This window comes from Collinsella sp. HCP28S3_E9 (genome assembly GCF_052065455.1).
Taxonomy (GTDB): Bacteria; Actinomycetota; Coriobacteriia; order Coriobacteriales; family Coriobacteriaceae; genus Collinsella.
Window position 1 is genome coordinate 41,640 of sequence record NZ_JBQHTZ010000012.1, and the last position, 17,313, is coordinate 58,952.

The 17,313-nt window shown below is 62.0% G+C and carries 11 protein-coding genes; 3 read left to right on the forward strand and 8 right to left on the reverse strand.

Features of this window, described 5'->3' with window-relative positions; translation table 11 throughout:
• Nucleotides 1–14 precede the first annotated feature (14 nt).
• Both rsgA and ACTNA2_RS06980 read right to left on the reverse strand, forming a co-directional pair.
• A complete protein-coding gene (rsgA, locus tag ACTNA2_RS06975; protein WP_427795936.1) occupies nucleotides 15–968 on the reverse strand; it encodes a ribosome small subunit-dependent GTPase A in 954 nt (317 codons plus the stop codon).
• Between the two features lie 486 nt (nucleotides 969–1,454).
• Nucleotides 1,455–4,136 (reverse strand): cation-translocating P-type ATPase, encoded by a 2,682-nt coding sequence (locus ACTNA2_RS06980; protein WP_427728430.1) that lies wholly within the window; start codon nucleotides 4,134–4,136, stop codon nucleotides 1,455–1,457.
• Between the two features lie 442 nt (nucleotides 4,137–4,578).
• On the opposite strand from ACTNA2_RS06980, the gene pyk reads away from it, so the two are divergent.
• Nucleotides 4,579–6,039 (forward strand): pyruvate kinase, encoded by a 1,461-nt coding sequence (gene pyk / locus ACTNA2_RS06985; protein WP_346964805.1) that lies wholly within the window; start codon nucleotides 4,579–4,581, stop codon nucleotides 6,037–6,039.
• Between the two features lie 421 nt (nucleotides 6,040–6,460).
• Nucleotides 6,461–7,534 (forward strand): hypothetical protein, encoded by a 1,074-nt coding sequence (locus tag ACTNA2_RS06990; protein WP_427795924.1) that lies wholly within the window; start codon nucleotides 6,461–6,463, stop codon nucleotides 7,532–7,534.
• On the opposite strand, the gene ACTNA2_RS06995 is transcribed toward ACTNA2_RS06990, so the two are convergent.
• The 6 genes from ACTNA2_RS06995 to pheS form a co-directional block, all read right to left on the reverse strand.
• A complete protein-coding gene (locus tag ACTNA2_RS06995) occupies nucleotides 7,531–8,379 on the reverse strand; it encodes a hypothetical protein (protein WP_441048991.1) in 849 nt (282 codons plus the stop codon). The genes ACTNA2_RS06990 and ACTNA2_RS06995 overlap by 4 nt on opposite strands.
• Before the next feature lie 79 nt (nucleotides 8,380–8,458).
• The gene (locus tag ACTNA2_RS07000) at nucleotides 8,459–9,229 is read right to left on the reverse strand and encodes an energy-coupling factor ABC transporter ATP-binding protein (RefSeq protein ID WP_441048992.1); all 771 of its coding nucleotides are present in this window, start codon (nucleotides 9,227–9,229) and stop codon (nucleotides 8,459–8,461) included.
• 44 nt (nucleotides 9,230–9,273) lie between these two features.
• Nucleotides 9,274–10,110, reverse strand: a complete 837-nt coding sequence (locus ACTNA2_RS07005) for an energy-coupling factor transporter transmembrane component T family protein (RefSeq protein ID WP_441048993.1) — start codon at nucleotides 10,108–10,110, stop codon at nucleotides 9,274–9,276.
• Complete coding sequence (gene cbiM, locus ACTNA2_RS07010; protein WP_441048994.1) at nucleotides 10,088–11,173, reverse strand: cobalt transporter CbiM; 1,086 nt, start codon at nucleotides 11,171–11,173, stop codon at nucleotides 10,088–10,090. Before cbiM ends, ACTNA2_RS07005 begins: the two co-directional genes overlap by 23 nt.
• 246 nt (nucleotides 11,174–11,419) lie before the next feature.
• Nucleotides 11,420–13,873, reverse strand: coding sequence for a phenylalanine--tRNA ligase subunit beta (gene pheT / locus ACTNA2_RS07015; protein WP_441048995.1), 2,454 nt, complete (start codon nucleotides 13,871–13,873; stop codon nucleotides 11,420–11,422).
• A gap of 181 nt (nucleotides 13,874–14,054) precedes the next feature.
• Nucleotides 14,055–15,131, reverse strand: a complete 1,077-nt coding sequence (pheS, locus tag ACTNA2_RS07020) for a phenylalanine--tRNA ligase subunit alpha (RefSeq protein WP_154517607.1) — start codon at nucleotides 15,129–15,131, stop codon at nucleotides 14,055–14,057.
• A gap of 505 nt (nucleotides 15,132–15,636) precedes the next feature.
• On the opposite strand from pheS, the gene ACTNA2_RS07025 reads away from it, so the two are divergent.
• Entirely contained in the window at nucleotides 15,637–17,211 is a 1,575-nt protein-coding gene (locus ACTNA2_RS07025; protein WP_441048996.1) for a carboxypeptidase M32, read from the forward strand.
• Nucleotides 17,212–17,313: the final 102 nt, after the last annotated feature.

A 17,313-nucleotide genomic window follows, 5' to 3' on the forward strand; every position in this document is an offset into this window, starting at 1 on the left:
ATAGATAAATTCAATTACAGATGGACATCGGGATCGAGCATTTGGGCACTCACACGCATGGATGACGCCAAGTTTTGGAACGTTTCCAGGCGCAGGCCATCGATCTGCCCGGCATCGGCGGCCTCGCGAACGGCGCAGCCCGGTTCGTGGGTATGCGTGCAGTCGCCAAACCGACACGCACGCGACGCCTCGACGATCTCGGGGAAGGCACGCGCTAGGCCCCGCTCGTGACCAACGAGTGGCAAACTGCGCAGGCCCGGAGCGTCGGCAATGACGCCGGCATCGCCCGGCAGCGCCACCATCACGCGCGCGACCGTGGTATGGCGGCCTTGGTCGTCGCGCTCGCGCACACCACCGGTAGCCAGCGCATCGTGGCCCAGCAGCGCATTGAGCAGCGTCGACTTTCCGGCCCCCGACTCACCCAGGATCATGGCGCACGTTCCCGCCGGAACACAGGCGCGCACCTCATCCAAACCACGGCCTTCGGCAGAGGACGTCACGATCACGCGCACGTCCGGGCCCACCAGACGGCGCACGCGATCCAGATCGCGCTCGAGTTCCGCGGCCTCGCAGCGGTCGGCCTTGGTAAGCACCACCACCGGCTCGGCATCGCAGTCGAGCGCCAAAACCAGCGAGCGCGCCACGCGGTCGAGCAGCACCTCGCCGGCGCCAAGTGCCTGCACGATCAGCACGCTATCCACGTTGGAACAAAGCACCTGACGCTCGCCGCGGGCGCGGCCACGCCAACGCTCAAAACTCGTGCGTCGCGGCAGGACGCATTCGATTACGCCCATGTCGTGCCCGGGTGCACGACGCACCGCCACGCGGTCACCCACAGCCGGCAGCAGCACCTCGTCCTCGCCGCGCGACTTGGCAAACCCCACGGCATGCTCGGCACGAAAGGTATCGTCGGCCGTCGCCACCAGCGGAAACCCGCGATCTAAGCGCACCACGGCACCCAGCTGCATCTGCTCGGGCTCCTCGGCTTGGGCGCAAAAATCGTCAAATGCTGCCTGCTGAGCCGCGGCGACCGGCAGATCGCCAAACGCCGGAACATCCTGCAGCGCATCGAGTCCCGGCACGCTCGCCAGCAGCTCCTCGGCAGACGCGGGGGCTTCGGTCGCAAGCTTCCGACGACGATCACGCTTGGCTCGCGCCCCCGTCGTCTTTTTCTTCGCCTTAGCCCTAGCTTTACCCACAAGCGCCTCCCAGCACCACAAATCACAACTGAGCAGGTATTTTAAATCAAAAAGAGCTGGCCGGGCAAAGCCCGACCAGCTCACATACTTTCCCTCAGCCCTTTATCATCCGCGCGGGAGAAAAGCCAGCAAGGATACCGCAGGGCCCGCCCCGGAAGCCCTTTCTCCCGAACGATCCCGCAGCGCGAAGCGCGAGGACCAGCGAAGAAGAAACCCCGCAGGCGGTCGGGCCGGTGGGAAGGATGGCCTTTCGACCTACTCTTTCTCGACTGCGCGCATGATCGCCTTGTAGATCTCCATCAGCGGAATGATCAGGAAGGCAAGGCCCAGCGCGGCGATAACGCCCTTGAGCTCAAGCGTCACGGGGCCAAAGAACATCTCGGCAAGCGTCGGCTGCACGGTTACGATCACCGTCAGCACCAGCGCCAGCGCGGCAGAGGCCCACAGCCACTTGTTCTGCTTCTTCATCTTAAACAGCGACGTGCGGCGGCTGCGCATGTTAAAGCAGTGGAAGATCTCGACCATGTTGAGCGTGATGAAGGCCATCATCACGCCTTCCTCGTCGGCGACGCCGGCGATCATATCGGAGATGTGGATGTAGCCCATGTCAAAGTACACGCCCACAAAGAAGCTCGCCAGCACCAGCGCGGCAATGATCAAGCCCTGGACCACGCAGTCCAGGCCCATATTGCCGGCAAAGACGCCGTCCTTGGCGTTGCGCGGCTTGCGCTTCATGATGTCGCCCTCGGCATCCTCCATGCCCAGCGCGAGCGCGGGGAAGCAGTCGGTGACCAGGTTCACCCACAGCAGCTGCACCGGCTGGAAGATGGTAAAGCCGATGAGCGTGGCGATAAACACCGAGAACACCTCGGCAAGGTTGGCCGAAAGCAGGAACTGGATGACCTTGCGGATGTTGTCGTAGATGCGACGGCCCTCTTCGCAGGCACCGATGATGGTGGCGAAGTTGTCGTCGGCAAGCACCATGTCGGCAACGTTCTTGGTAACGTCGGTACCGGTGATGCCCATGCCGACGCCGATGTCGGCGCGCTTGATGGACGGGGCGTCGTTGACGCCGTCACCCGTCATGGCCACGATCTGGTCGCGCGACTTCCAAGCCTCGACGATACGGGTCTTGTGCTCGGGCTGGACGCGGGCGTACACGCCGTAGTCCTCGATGTGCGCGTCGAGCTCCTCGTCGCTCATGCGATCGAGGTCGGCACCGGTGATGGCATGGCTGCGATCGGTGACGATACCCAGCTGCTTGGCAATGGCCACGGCGGTGTCGATGTGGTCGCCCGTGATCATGACGGTGCGGATACCGGCATCGTGGGCCTCGCGGATGGCGTCGGCGACCTCGGGGCGGACCGGGTCAATCATGCCGGACAGGCCGCAGAAGACCAGGTCGTGCTCGAGCGCGGCGGGGCTGCAGTCGCTTGGGACCTCGGTGTAGGTGCGGCTTGCCAGCGCCAGCACGCGCAGGGCCTCGTCGGCCATGGCCTTGTTGGCGGCCACGAGCTCGGCACGACGCTCCTCGGTCAGGGGGACGACCTTATCGCCCTCGTAGATGTGGGTGCACAGGCCGATCACCACGTCGGGCGCGCCCTTGGTGTATTGCTCGTACTCGCCGTCCAGGGTCTCAACGACCACGGACATCATCTTGCGGCCCGAGTCAAACGGGGCCTCGCCCACGCGCGGGTGCTCGGCAGTCAGACCAGTGAGGCCCGCCTTTCCGGCATCGTTGACGAGCGCGCACTCGGTCGGCTCGCCCACGGCCTCGCCCAGTTCCTCGTCCCACTGGGCATCGGAGCACAGCGCCATACCTGCCAGGAACTTCTCCTTAGGCGCAGCGAGCTCGTGCTTGACGACGGTCATCTTGTTTTGGGTAAGGGTACCGGTCTTGTCGGAGCAGATGGTCTGCGTGCAGCCGAGAGTCTCGACGGCAGAGAGCTTGCGGATAATTGCCTGGCGCTTGGCCATCTTGGTCACGCCAAGCGACAGCACGATGGTCACGACGGCGACCAGGCCCTCGGGGATGGCAGCGACGGCGAGCGAGACGGCGACCATAAAGGTGTCGAGCAGGGCAGTCGGGTCGGTAAGGACGTTGCCCACGCCGTGGCGGACGATGTCGACGCCAAAGATCACGACGCAGATGACGATCACCATAATGGTGAGGATACGGCTGAGCTCGGCGAGCTTCACCTGCAGCGGCGTGAGCTCTTCCTTGGCCTCGGCCAGGGCACCGGCGATCTTGCCCATCTCGGTATCCATGCCGGTGCCGACCACGACGGCGCGGCCACGGCCGTACACGACGGTGGAGCCCATGTAGCACATGTTCTTGCGGTCGCCGAGCGGCACGTCATCGGTGCCCGCGGCAAGCTCGATCACATTGGCGTGCTTCTCGACCGGCACGGACTCGCCGGTGAGCGCGGCCTCTTCGATTTTCATCGTGGCGCTCTCGAGCACGCGGCAGTCGGCCGGGACGGAGTCGCCCGCCTCGAGCATGATCACGTCACCGGGTACGAGCTCGGCGCTCGGCAGGTGCACGAGTTTGCCGTCGCGTAGAACCTTGGACTGCGCCGCGCTCATCTCCTGAAGGGCCTCGAGGGCCTCCTCGCTCTTGGCTTCCTGGACCACGCCCAGCACCGAGTTGACGATAACGACGAACATGATGATGGCGACATCGGCAAAGTCCGCCTCGCCCTTAACCATGCCCGTGAGCGCGCTGATAACGGCGGCAACGATCAACATGATGACCATGGGGTCGGCCATCTGCTCAAAGAAACGCTTCCACAGCGGCGTCTTCTCGGCTTCCTCAAGCTTGTTAGGGCCTGTCTTGGCGAGGCGCGACGACGCCTCGTCGTTGCTCAGGCCGAGGTTCTCATCGACACCTTGGTCGCTGAGCACCTCCGCCGCGGCGGACAGGTATTCCTTTTGCATATAGAGTCCCCTCCTGGGATTCGGGCCACTCAGCAGATTGATGCCCGATCATAATTCCCAGGAGAAGGGCAAGGGCTCATCAAGGCTGCCGTGCTGAGCGGCAGTTGATAGTGGAGCTATGGTACCCCAAAGCGACGCGTCTAGCCAAAACAATCCATTTGGAAATATGGTCCGTATGCAACGATGCGGACCGTGTGATGCTCAATACTGATAAAACGTTTTTTCTTAGGCGCGTCGCCAAACTAAAATATCGCCCAGATAGCAGCGGTTAGAGCGGTTGGTAAAGTTTTTTCATATACCGTTTTTCCCGTAAAAAATGAACTTCTAATTCGGCATACGGTCGATTTTTTGGGGTATTCGGCCGGTATTTCGTTATAATCAACTCAGTTTTATTTCTTATGGTTTATCTATCAGCGCAAGACGATGTCAGATGGAGGTCTGAATGTACAAGCGCACTAAGATTGTATGCACCATGGGTCCCGCCTGCGATAGCGACGAGACCATCCGCGAGATGATCAAGGCGGGCATGAACGTCGCCCGTTTTAACTTCTCGCACGGCTCCTACGACGAGCACCACGGTCGCATCGAGCGCGTCCGTCGTATTTCCAAGGAGCTCGGTATGCCCGTCGGCATCCTGCTCGACACCAAGGGCCCCGAGGTCCGCACCGGTCTTCTGGTCGACGGCAAGAAGGTTGCCGTCAAGACCGGCGACAAGATCGTCGTCACCGCTCAGCCCACGTCCGAGGATTTCCACGGCACCGCTGAGCACATCTCCCTCGACTACCTGGCTCTGCCCTCCGAGGTCGAGAAGGGCTCCCTCATCCTGATCGATGACGGCCTGGTTGCTCTCGAGGTCGAGTCCGTCGACGGCCAGGACATGACCTGCGTCGTCAAGAACGACGGCCTGATCGGCGAGCGCAAGGGCGTCAACATGCCCAACGTCAACATCTCGCTGCCCGCCATCACCGAGCGCGATCGTCAGGACATCCTCTTTGGCCTGACCGAGAACATCGACTACATCGCCGCTTCCTTCATCCGTGACGGCGAGTCTGTCCGCGGCATCCGTGAGCTTTGCCGCGAGAACGGCGGCGAGCACGTGACGATCTTCCCGAAGATCGAGTGCGCCCTGGGCGTCGAGAACTTCGATGAGATCCTCGAGGCTTCCGACGGCATCATGGTCGCCCGTGGCGACCTGGGCATCGAGATCAAGCCCGAGCTCGTTCCGCACATCCAGAAGGAGATCATCGCCAAGTGCAACGCGGCCTACAAGCCCGTTATCACCGCTACGCAGATGCTCGACTCCATGCAGCAGAACCCGCGCCCGACGCGCGCCGAGGTTGCCGACGTTGCTAACGCCATTTACGACGGTACCGACGCCGTCATGCTGTCCGGCGAGTCCGCTGCCGGTAAGTACCCGGTCGAGGCCGTCAAGATGCAGGCCAGCATCGCTCTCGAGACCGAGAAGTACCTCCCGGCCCACGCTCCGCTCGAGGTTCCGGCCGATGCTCACGGCACCCGCGTCGTCAACAACGTTGTGGGTATGTCCGCTGTGAACATGGCCACCACCGTTGGCGCCAAGTGCATCACCGTGCCGACGACCACCGGTCGTACCGCTCGCCTGATCTCGCACTTCCGTCCCAACATGCCGATCTGCGCGTTCTCCCGCCACGAGTGGGCCGTCCAGCAGATGATCATGTACTGGGGCGTTATCCCGCACCAGGCCGAGATTACCCAGGGCACCGTCAACGGCACGATCGTCAAGGCGATCGAGACCGCTAAGGAGCTCGGCTACGTCGAGACCGGTGATTTGACCGTCGCTACCGCCGGCGATCCCCGTATGAGCGTCCAGCTTGAGGACAAGGTCTCCTCGACCAACGTCGCCTACGTCGCTCAGGTGCGCTAAATCGCACTTGCAAGCACATTTGCATTGCAAAGGGCCCGGAAGGCTTTGCCTTCCGGGCCCTTTTTCTGTGCGCCGATGCCTACCGCACGGCATGACACGCACCCATTTCTTTACCAAAAGCGCGAAATCCGCCCTCCGAGGCCCAAAAAATAAAGCCCCAAGCGCTAAAAGTGTTCGCCCGGTGGCAAACCCACACCTCACACAGGGCTGATAAATCGTTTTAGCAAGGTCTAAATCGACCACGTTTTCGGAAGTGCGGGGAAAAATTGCCTACCCCCGAGCACAAGCCCTTTTATTTCAACAAAACCCCTGATAAAGTTGGCTTAAATACCGCTTGTGGTTGACCTGTTTGTCTTTTTCCCCGCACTTCCGAAACCGATAGCTTTTCTAGCCCAAACTACGCTCAAACGATCGGATCGCTATGTCATTTCTTGCCTGCGGACCCACGGCTTTTCAGTACTATCGCATACCGCCCCAGATACTGGGACTCTATCCGGCAATCCTGCCGCCCGACCATGACCATCGCTTGGTGCATTACTCAAAACAACCAGTATTTAAAGACTTGCTCGGCACACCAGTCTGGAGATTCGTGGGCGAAAGAAAACAGCGCGCGAACGGAAAGCTATTTCATAGCCGTCTGCTAACCCAAGAGCCGCCTCCTGGGTCGTTTAGGCAGACTGAGCATGGATTTGATGTCACGTCGCCCGAGTTTACGCTGCTCAACCTTGCTACGCAGGTCTCACGCAACCAGTTACTCATGGCTTGCTACGAGATGTGCGGCTCCTTTGCAGTGTTCACGCCTTGTAAACGGGCGCAGCAGCAGCTCGATGAAGCAATTTCGCTTAAGCTCATTCCGCCCGACTGTGGTTGGAAACGTGTTGTCGACACCAAGGGCAATGACACCAACTTGTGGAAGCGCACGCCGCTTCTTTCCGCAGCGGATATCGCCGCGTTCGCCAAGCAGGCCGCAGGCCTGCGCGGCGTTAAACAACTGCGCTGGGCGGCCGAGCACATGACGGGACAGACCGCCTCGCCCTTCGAAGTACAGACCTCCATGCTTGTCTCGCTCCCCCGCAACGAGGGCGGCATGGGCATCAATATCGCAAACAACGTGCGCATCCCACTCAGCGACGCCGCGCGCTCACTGTATGACAAAACCTGCTGCTACGCCGATATCCTCATAGAGAGCAGCACCGACAGCATGGGCGTCATTCTGGAATGCCAAGGCCGCTCCGCCCATGACAGCGAAGCCGCGAGCCTCTCCGATGCCGAGCGCACCACCGCCCTCACAAGCATGGGCTATGACGCTATCCAGATAACCTATGATCAAATCAAGGACACGAAGAGCTTTAACAGCATCGCCGAGCTAATTCATAAAAAGGCGGGGCTCCCTTACGTTCCAAAATCTAAGCTGGAACTCACTGCCGCAGAAACCCTTCGGCGGGAGCTATTGGTCAATTGGGATGAACTGTTCACCGCGAAGTCAGCCGGCTAGCAGCTAGCGATCAGAGGGACTGCGGGGACGTCAGAAGCGGCAACGCGGGCGGCAAAACCCGCCTCGGTTAGCTCGACGACCTCGGTAAACGTTGCGTCAAAGAACCCTTCGGTCAGCAGACGGTACGGCGGATGATCCGGATCGCCGGGGTTTTCGCGCACAATCTCGTGCATAACGCCAATGGTCTTGAGCACATACTCTTGTGGAATCGAATACTGACCAAACTGGGCCGCCGCGGTATAGAGGCGATCGGTCGCACGCGGGATAGAAACGATGCCGAGCGTCTTGCCAAACCAGTCAAAGTCTCCCTGCTTCTTAATGCGGAACTCCTCGCACGGCTTGCCGCCGCGCGCCTCGAGATATTGGTTCACTCGCGTGTTCCACACGGTATCGGCCACCAGATGCGACCAAACGCCCAGCGTCAAATCGAGCAGCGACTGCGCTACGTCATCGGGCGCGAGCGAAAACTCGGCGGCGCCGGGGCCGTCAACCGGCTCGGCGTCTTTGTAGCGCTGCGGATAGTGCACCCGATTGAGCCTTTCACGCTCTTCGCCAATCGAGGTCGCTGCAGCCGGCGCACCCGCCGGCGCACCTTTAAGCAAAGGCGCGACATAGGTGTCCCAAAACTCATGCTCGCGTGGCTTAGGAATGGGCTCGGGCTTGGCAAAGTGCGTGATGCGATACGGGATGGGGTCGGCAATACCGGGAACCATGTACCCCACAAAAATGTCCGGAACCACGCTGCCAAACAAAAAGGCATTGCGGTCGCGCACGTTATCGGCAAGCGCGCCGGCACGCGCCAGAAGTCGTTCCGTCTGAGCGATATGAATATTCCAGCTTGGCATAGCTACCCCCGTAAAAACCCGGATAACTATACCATTCGCAGCAAGTCACGTGCGCGGCCGCAACCCCACTATGCGGCAACTATTCTGCTGCACCGTTTTCGGTTCCATATGACGGCACGGGAGCCTCGACCACGTGGTGATATCGATCGATATAAATCGCACGGGCCCCAAGACGTCGTACTAAATCCTGATGATGCGTGCTCATCAAGACCGTCTTACCGGCAGCAACATAGGCCAGTAGAAAGTTGACCACGATGTCGCAAGAGTCCTCGTCAAGTCCGTTGGTAGGCTCGTCGAGCACCAGAATATCGGGGTTCATCGACACGACGGCAGCCAGCGCCACACGCTTCTTTTGCCCGCCCGAAAGCTGATAGGGCGAGGCATCGACCAGATCGGCAACCTGAAACAGCTCCATGGCATCACGGACGCGGCGCCCAAGCTCGTCCGCCGAAAGCCCCATTTGAGCCGGGCCAAACGCGACCTCCTCGCCGACCGTGGCGCAAAAGAGCTGTGCATCGGCGTTTTGGAACACGAAGCCCACGTGCTGATGGAACCGCTGGGCCGTCGCGGAATCCTTGAGATATGCCGCATCGACCACATGTCCATCAAACAGGTACGTACCCGCATCCGCAAGCTCAAGCCCGTTGATAAGCCGCATGATCGTCGTCTTGCCGCAGCCGTTGGGTCCAAGCAGCGCAACCAGCTCACCGCGATTAACCTGCAGCGACACGCTATCGACCACCGTATGGCCCGCATAGGAAAACACCACGTTGCGAAACTCGATGAGCGGCGTGGCCTTGGCGCCGGCAGCACCGCTCGCACCCATCGCACCATTTGTATCGTTTGCCAAAACGTCGCCCTTCCCTATTCACATCGACGGCTTGACCGCCCGCGCTACAGCACCGCGCACAACACGGCGAGCAGCACCACAACGGCCGCATAGACCGCGTCGTGCCAGCCAAATCCGTTCCGTGCAGGCGCCGGATATGCGCCGGCAAAACCGCGGCAAAGCATAGCCTCGTCCATCGCGCGGCTGCATTCCATCGCCTTGATAAAGGTCATGCCCATGATACCCGCGATCGAATCGGTACGCGAAAATCCTGCAGGCGCGCGGCCCACACTGCGAAGCATGACCGATTCGCACAGGTCGTGCGCCGTGCGTCCCAGCACCTCGATGTGTTTGAGCGCCATATCAAACGTAAAGATAACCTCGTCGGGCAGGTGCAGCATCTTAAGCGCCGCCGGCATGCGACTCCAGGTAAGCGTCCACGAAACGCCCAACACCAATGACACATTAACAAAGGTCTTGAGCGCAATCTTGAGCATGGCGCCCGTGGCAGAAGCACCCAGCAGCAGGGCCGGCAGCGCCAAAACCACGGCAAACCCCGCTGCAGCCAACGCCGGCACAAAGGTCGCGCGCAGCCCGCGTACGGGGCGCACCGCAACGAGCACCAACGCGATCGCTGTCATCAGCATCAAGTACAGCGGGCTCTGCGTCAGGCATACGCACAGGACGCAGACGAACATCCCCACCAAACGCACTGGCGCCGAAACGGAAGAAAGGGCGCGGTCGATAATCGACCCGCCCTTATGTGCGCCGCCGCCTAGACGAACCCGCTCAAGCAGGCTCGCCAGGTGCAGGACATTCTTTTGCATCACACGATGCCGAGCCCCCGCGGGCTCATAACGCTGCTCGGCCGCAAGCCAGCTAGGCAGCTCGACCGTCGCCATGGGCTCCGCTTTCCTTGACCGTCAGCGAGACTAGGCGAAAGGCGATGGTGAGCACCGCCACGCCAATCACGCCCGAAAGAATATACATCGCGGCCTGGCCGGCAAAGCCAAGGCCCTGCTCCTCGGAATAGGCCTGCAGATAATCGCCCGTGGGCAGGGCATCGGCAAAGGTCGGGGTATCGAGACCGACCGAAGTCTGCAGACTGTCGTCACCAGCCTCCTGAACGGCGGTCGCGGCGCCATCGGCGTCCCACTCGCCCCAGGCGTCACCCGTGGCAAGCAAGCCGAGCGGCGTGGCCACGACAAGCACGGCGACCAGGATGAGCGTGGGGACCAGCGAGGTCTTCTTGGCAGCAGCGCCCTCGGCAGCAAGCTGGCCATCGGCGGCCTCGGGCCCGACGATAACGCTCGGCGCCGTCTTCTTAATGAAACCGTAGATGGCGGCCGTCGCCACGCCCTCGACCACGCCGGCTACCAACATGTGCGGAATCATCATGGCCGGAATGGCAATAGAGAGCGGGAAGGGGCAGTACAGCGGAGCGCCCGAAGCGTTGGTAAAGAACATCGGCTGAATACCAAACTCGATCGCCGTGCACAGGGCCGCCAGGCACAGGCCGACCCAACCGCTTACGACGGCCGAAACCGAGGTGCCCCAGCTCTTGTCGTGCAAACGGCTGTTGAGCGCACGGAACACGATAGCGGCGGCAAACGGCAGCACGAAGGCCATGTTAAAGCAGTTGGCGCCAAAGGACAGGATGCCGCCGTCGCCAAACAGCAGCGCCTGCAGCGCCAGCGCGACCGAAACCGCGATGGCCGCGGCCTCCGGGCCCAGCAGCAGCGCGATGAGCGCACCGCCGACGGCGTGACCCGTGGTACCGCCGGGCAGCGGCACATTGAACATCATGAGCAAGAAGGAGAACGCGGCGCAGATACCCAGAAACGCCATATGCTCGCGGTCGAGCGTGGCGCGCACCTTTTTGATGCAGCGAACCCACACAGGGACCATCACCACTGCCATGACGGCATCGGTCTGCGGGGACAGATAATTATCTGGAATGTGCATGTACGCCTCCCGGTTATCGGCGCACAGAATTACAACGCCGCTTAAATCACCTTGCCAGTGTTACGTATTGTCAGATTCGTAACACGCCGCTGTCTATCATAGCAAAACGGCGCACTGCCGACAAAGCAGCACGCCGTTATGCAATGCGCGTGTCATATATGCAGGCTCAGCAGTGCCTTATACCGAGGATAGCAGTCACGTAAGGCTCGGCAGCAGCCACCGCTGACCCATACCCCAGTGCAGGACCTAGCCGCGGACCTCGCCGTTTACGCCCTTGCACACCTTGGTGACGATCTTCTGGTGCGCTTTTTCGACCTCTTCGCTGGTAAGCGTGTGGTCGTCGGAGCGATACGTAAGCGCAAAGGCCATGGACTTCTTGCCCACGCCCACGCGGACCGGATCGCGGTAGACGTCGAACAGACGCACACCCTCGAGCAGCTTGCCGCCGGCGCTGGTAATGCGGCGCTCAAGGTCCTCGCAAGTCACGGAGTTGTCGACCACGATAGCAAGATCGTGCTCAACAGCCGGGTACTGCGAGAACTCGCGGTAGTTCTCCTGGTTGCGGGCGCCCTTGATCAGCTTGTCCAGGTCGAGCTCAAAGGCAACGACGACCTCGTCGATACCCATGGCTTCGCGCGCCTCGGGGTGGATCTCGCCGACCCAGCCCAGCACGGTGCCGCCAGACAGAACCTCGGCGGCACGGCCCGGCTGCAAGAAGGCATAGCCCTCGCCCTCGACGGGACGGAAGCGAACCTTCTCGATGCGCAGCTGGGCGAGCAACTCCTCGACAATGCCCTTGCCAAAGAAGAAACGCAGCTTGCGGTACTTCATGTTCCAAGACTGCTCGCTCCACTGGCCCGAGAGCACGCCCGCCACGGACTTAGTCTCCTTGGGCAGGCTGGCGTTCTCGCGGCCGTGGAACAGGCTGCCGACCTCGTACAGGTGCACGTTGGGCGTGCCATGGGCCTCGTTATAGGCCACAGACTGCAGCAGGCCCGGCAGCAGCGAGCGGCGCATCTCGGTCTGCTCGGCCACCAGCGGGTTCATAAGTACCACGGGGCAGCCGCGGCCCTCGGTGGACATGCCGATCTTCTCCAGGTCGCCCGGCGCGGCAAAGCCAAAGGTCGTGGTCTCGTTGAGGCCGCAGGCGCGCAGGATCTCGCCGACCTTGCGGGTGAGCTTCTGCTCGCGGGTCAGGCCACCGATGTGGTTCTTGGCAGCCGGGATGGTCGCCGTCACGCGGCCCATGCCCCACAGGCGCAGGACCTCCTCGATCAGGTCGATTTCGCGCGGCAGGTCGGGGCGGAAGCTCGGCGGGGTAACCATAAAGTCCTCGCCGTCGCGCTCGACGGTGCAGCCCAGGCGGGTGAGCGAGCGCTCGATAAAATCGGGCTCGATGTCGGCGCCGCAGATGGCGTGCACGCGGGCCAGGCGCAGCTTTATGCTGTCGATGGTCTTGGGCGCGGGGAACACATCTACGTAGCCGGGAGCGACCTCGCCGCCGGCGATCTCCTCGATGAGCGCGCAGGCAACATTGGCCACATCCACGCAGCCGGTCTCATCGACCTGGCGCTCAAAGCGGATGGAGGCGTCGGAGATCAACGACAGGTCGCGGCTGGTGTGCGAGGTACGGCCGGCGTCGAAGCAGGCGCTCTCGAGCATCACGTCGACGGTGTCGTCCTCGATCTCGGAATCCATGCCGCCCATAACGCCGGCCAGCGCCACGGGGCGCTCGCCGTCGGTAATGAGGCCCATGCCGGCGTCGAGCGTGCGCTCCTCGCCGTCGAGGGTCGTAAATTTCTCGTCCTGCTGGGCGGCGCGAACCACCACGCGGCGCCTGCCCTCGCGCTCGGCAAAGGTGTCCAGGTCAAAAGCGTGCAGCGGCTGACCGGTGAGCATCATCACGTAGTTGGTGATGTCGACGATGTTGTTGTGCGGACGCACGCCCAGAGCGTTAAGACGCTTGACCATCCAGTCGGGCGAGGGGCCGACCTTCACGTTGCGCACGATGCGGGCGACATAGCGGTCGCACAGGTCCTCGTCGGCGATCTCGACCGAAAGCTCGTCGTCGGTCGCGCGGCCGGTCTCCGCCTTGATGGCGGGCAGCTCAACGTGGAAATCGCGATCGAAAATGGCACCGGTTTCGCGGGCCATGCCGATCATGGACAGGCAGTCGGGGCGGTTGGGCGTGATCTCGCAGTCGAGCACGGTATCACTCGAGCCCACGTACTCGGCAAACGGCATGCCGCAGGGCGTATCCTCGGGCAGGATCATGATGCCGGAGTGGTCGCCACCCAGGCCGAGCTCGCGCGCGGAGCAGTTCATGCCCATGGACACGACGCCGCGAAGCTTGCTCTTCTTGATCTTGACGTCGCCGGGAAGCACGGCGCCGATCATGGCCGTGACGATGTGGTCGCCGGCCTCGAAGTTCTGCGCGCCGCAGACGATCTGCAGCGGAGCGGGGTTGCCGTCGGCGTCGAGATTCTTGTCTCCCACATCGACCGAGCACACATACATATGGTCGCTATCGGGGTGCGGGGTCTTGGTAAGCACCTTGGCGGTCACCACGTGGTCGAAGGACTCGCCCACGGTGTCGATCGCCTCGACCTCGGTGCCGGTACGGATATATTCGTCCGAAAGGGTCTTGGGATCCTCCGGAATATCGATCATGGTCTTGAGCCAGTCGTAAGAAACACGCATCTAACTGGTCTCCTTTCATCTGTAACGTCTGCAATAAACAGACGGAAAACTCCAGCTACGGAGACGGGTTTCCGAGGTGCCGCAGATTGCCCCGAAAGAGGAGCGCCGCGTACTTGGGTACGCAAGCGACGGTTTGAGGGGCAAGGTGCGGTGGCTCGGGAAGCCGCCGGGACAGGTCAACTTAAAACTGATTCAGGAAACGCATATCGCCCGTCATGAGCGTTCTGAGGTCGGGCAGGTCGTAGCGCAGGGCCGCGACGCGCTCGGCGCCAATGCCAAAGGCGAAGCCGGTGTACTTCTCGGGGTCGATGCCGCAGTTGATCAGGACGTTGGGGTCGACCATGCCGCAGCCCAAGATCTCGATCCAGCCGCTGTGCTTGCAGAAGTTGCAGCCCTTGCCGCCGCAGACGTGGCAGCTCACGTCCACCTCGCAGGAAGGCTCGGTGAAGGGGAAGAAATGCGGGCGGTAACGCGTCTTGCGGTCCTCGCCAAACATGCACTTAACAAAGTAGTCGAGCGTGCCCTTAAGATCGCCAAAGGTGATGCCCTCGTCGACGACCAGGCCCTCGATCTGGTTGAACTGCGGCAGGTGACAGGCGTCGGCCGTGTCGGGACGGTAGACGGTGCCCGGGCAGATCATGTAGATGGGCGGCTTCTGCGACTCCATGGTGTGAATCTGCACGCCCGAGGTCTGGGTGCGCAGCAGCACGTCGGACTCGCCGTGGGCATGCGCCTCGGGGTGCGCGACGCTGCCGGGGTTGTTGTCGACCACATAGAAGGTGTCGCGGGCCGAGCGGCTCGGGTGATCCATGGGGGCGTTGAGCGCGGTGAAGTTGTAGTAGGAGGTGTCGACCATGGGACCGGACTCGACGGTGTAGCCGATACCGCTAAAGATGTCCTCGGCCTCCTCGATGATCTGCTTGATCAGGTGCTGGTGGCCGATCTGCGGACGGATGCCCGGCAGCGTGATGTCGACGGCCTCGTGCTCCAGCGCGTGCTTGAGGGCGGCGGCCTTCATCTCGGTGGTGCGCTCGTCGAGCATGCCCTCGATCAGCTGGCGCATCTCGTTGGCGCGCTTGCCCATCACGGGGCGATCCTCGGGGGCGAGCTTGCCCATCATGCGCATCAGGCCGGTAATACGACCCTTGCGGCCGAGCAGCTCAACGCGCGCAGCCTCGAGCTTGGCGGCGTCGTCGGCGCCTGCGACGAGCTCCTTGGCCTCTTCCTCGAGTTTGACCAGATCATCAATCAGACTCATGTCTTCCCTTTCGTCTCTCGCGTTCCCCGCTCGCCAGGACGACTGCCGCCGTCTGGCGTTGCAAAAACGCGGCCCGGTTCGGTAACAAAAAACCGTCCTCGGGCATGTGCATTGCCCAAGGACGGTTGAATTCCGCGGTACCACCTTGTTTGACCCGGCGGATGTCTGGCCCGCCGTGCCCACTCTGTGCCCCTTATCGCGAGGCTCACGGCTTCCCTACTGGGGCTTCGCCGCCGCTGGCCGCGCGCCCGTTGAGGTTGCTGCTCGGGAGTGAACGCTTGGCCCTTGCCACCGCAGGAAGGCTTGCAGCCCATGACCTTCCCTCTCTTGCCGGCGACGCGGCGGGCAAAACCCTCTCCGTCAACGCATTGGGCTATAGGATAACACATTCTGCGAGCATATCGCCGCGTTCCGTTTTGTTCGCACTGGGTACAAGGCAGATAGCTGTGCAAACTGGCCGCACGCCCACCCGTGGCGTCCGGTCTGCGAGATCAAGGATATAGGTATGGGAAAGAAACTCGATAAGAAGGCCAAGGCCGCCGTGGCCAAGGCCTCTAAGAACGCCAAGGCGGGCAAGGGCATCAAGAAGCTCCGCAAGCTCGAAGGCAAACTATGGACCCGCGAGTACCTGCTCAAGATTGCCGAGTTCGATGGCGCGACGATTGCCCCCGCCAACGGCGCTGCGGCCCGCGCCGATGCTATGGGCACCCTTGCCGGCGAACATCACAAGCTCCTGACCAGCAAAAAGTCCGTCGAGCTTGTAGGCTCGCTGGCACACGAGACCGTCGCCGGCGGCAAGATCAACGACCCGCAGCTGCTCGACGAGATCCGCGTGCTCGGCCGCGACCAGCGCGAGGCAAGCGCCATTCCCACCGAAGAAGCCGAAGCCTGGACCAGGCTCACCTGCGAGGCCGACGCCGTGTGGCACAAGGCCAAGACGGCCAACGACTGGGCGAGCTTTGAGCCCTACGTGGATAGAATCGTCGCCCAACTTAAGCATCAGGCCCAGCTCATGGACCCCAAGCGCGACCCATACGATGTTTGGCTCGACCAGTACGAACGCGGCCTTTCCGCCAAGAGCTTCGATAAGTTTTGTGACGAGGTCAAGGCCACCGTCGTGCCGCTCGTTCACGCCATCGGCGAGCGCGGGCAGCAGCCTACTGCCGACTTTTTGCACGCGCATGTGCCCGAGGCCGCCCAGCGCGCCATGAGCTTCGACCTGATGAAGCTCGTCGGCCTTAACCTGGACGACACCACGCTCGCCTTTACCGAGCACCCGTTTAGCGAGGGCTTCTCGGTGGGCGATGCGCGCATCGCCACGCACATCTACGAGAACGACTGCATCTCCAACGTCTATAGCATCATCCACGAGGCGGGGCACGCCATGTACGAGCTGGGCGTGAACCCCGCTTACGCACGTACGTGTCTGGAGGGCGGCACCTCCATGGGCATTCACGAGAGCCAGAGCCGCTTTTTCGAGAACACCGTAGGCCGCAGTCGCGCTTTTATGGGCCCGCTGCTCGAAGTGCTGCGCCGTCACGCGCCCGAGGTCTACGGCAACGTGGACGAGGACACGCTCTACCACGCCGTGAACATCGCTCAGCCGTCGCTGATCCGTACCGAGGCCGACGAGCTCACCTACCCGCTGCATATTATGGTGCGCTACGAGATTGAGCGCATGCTGTTTGCCGGCGAGGCCACGGCCAAGGACATCCCCGCGCTTTGGAATCGCTTTATGGGCGAGTACCTGGGCATTCCCGTTCCCGACGACACGCGCGGCTGCCTGCAGGATACGCACTGGAGCGGCGGCTCGTTTGGCTACTTCCCCACGTATGCGCTGGGCAGCGCCTACGATGCCATGTTTGTGCCGGCCATGTGCCGCGACGGTGTCGACCTTAACGGCGCCTGTGCGAGCGGCGACCTGACACCCGTCCGCGCTTGGCTGGGCGAGCACATTTGGCAGTGGGGCCGCGCCAAGGACGCGCCGGAGCTCATCAAGGGCGCGTGCGGTATGGCATTCGATGCCCGCTACTACTGCAGCTACCTGCAGGACAAGTTCACCACGCTGTACCAGCTGTAAGGATTGACCAGCACGCCATCGCCAACGCCAACCATGTTGACGTCGATGTCTTGGCAACGTCAGCGAAAACGGCCCCAAGCGAGCAAGGTGACGTGAAATGAA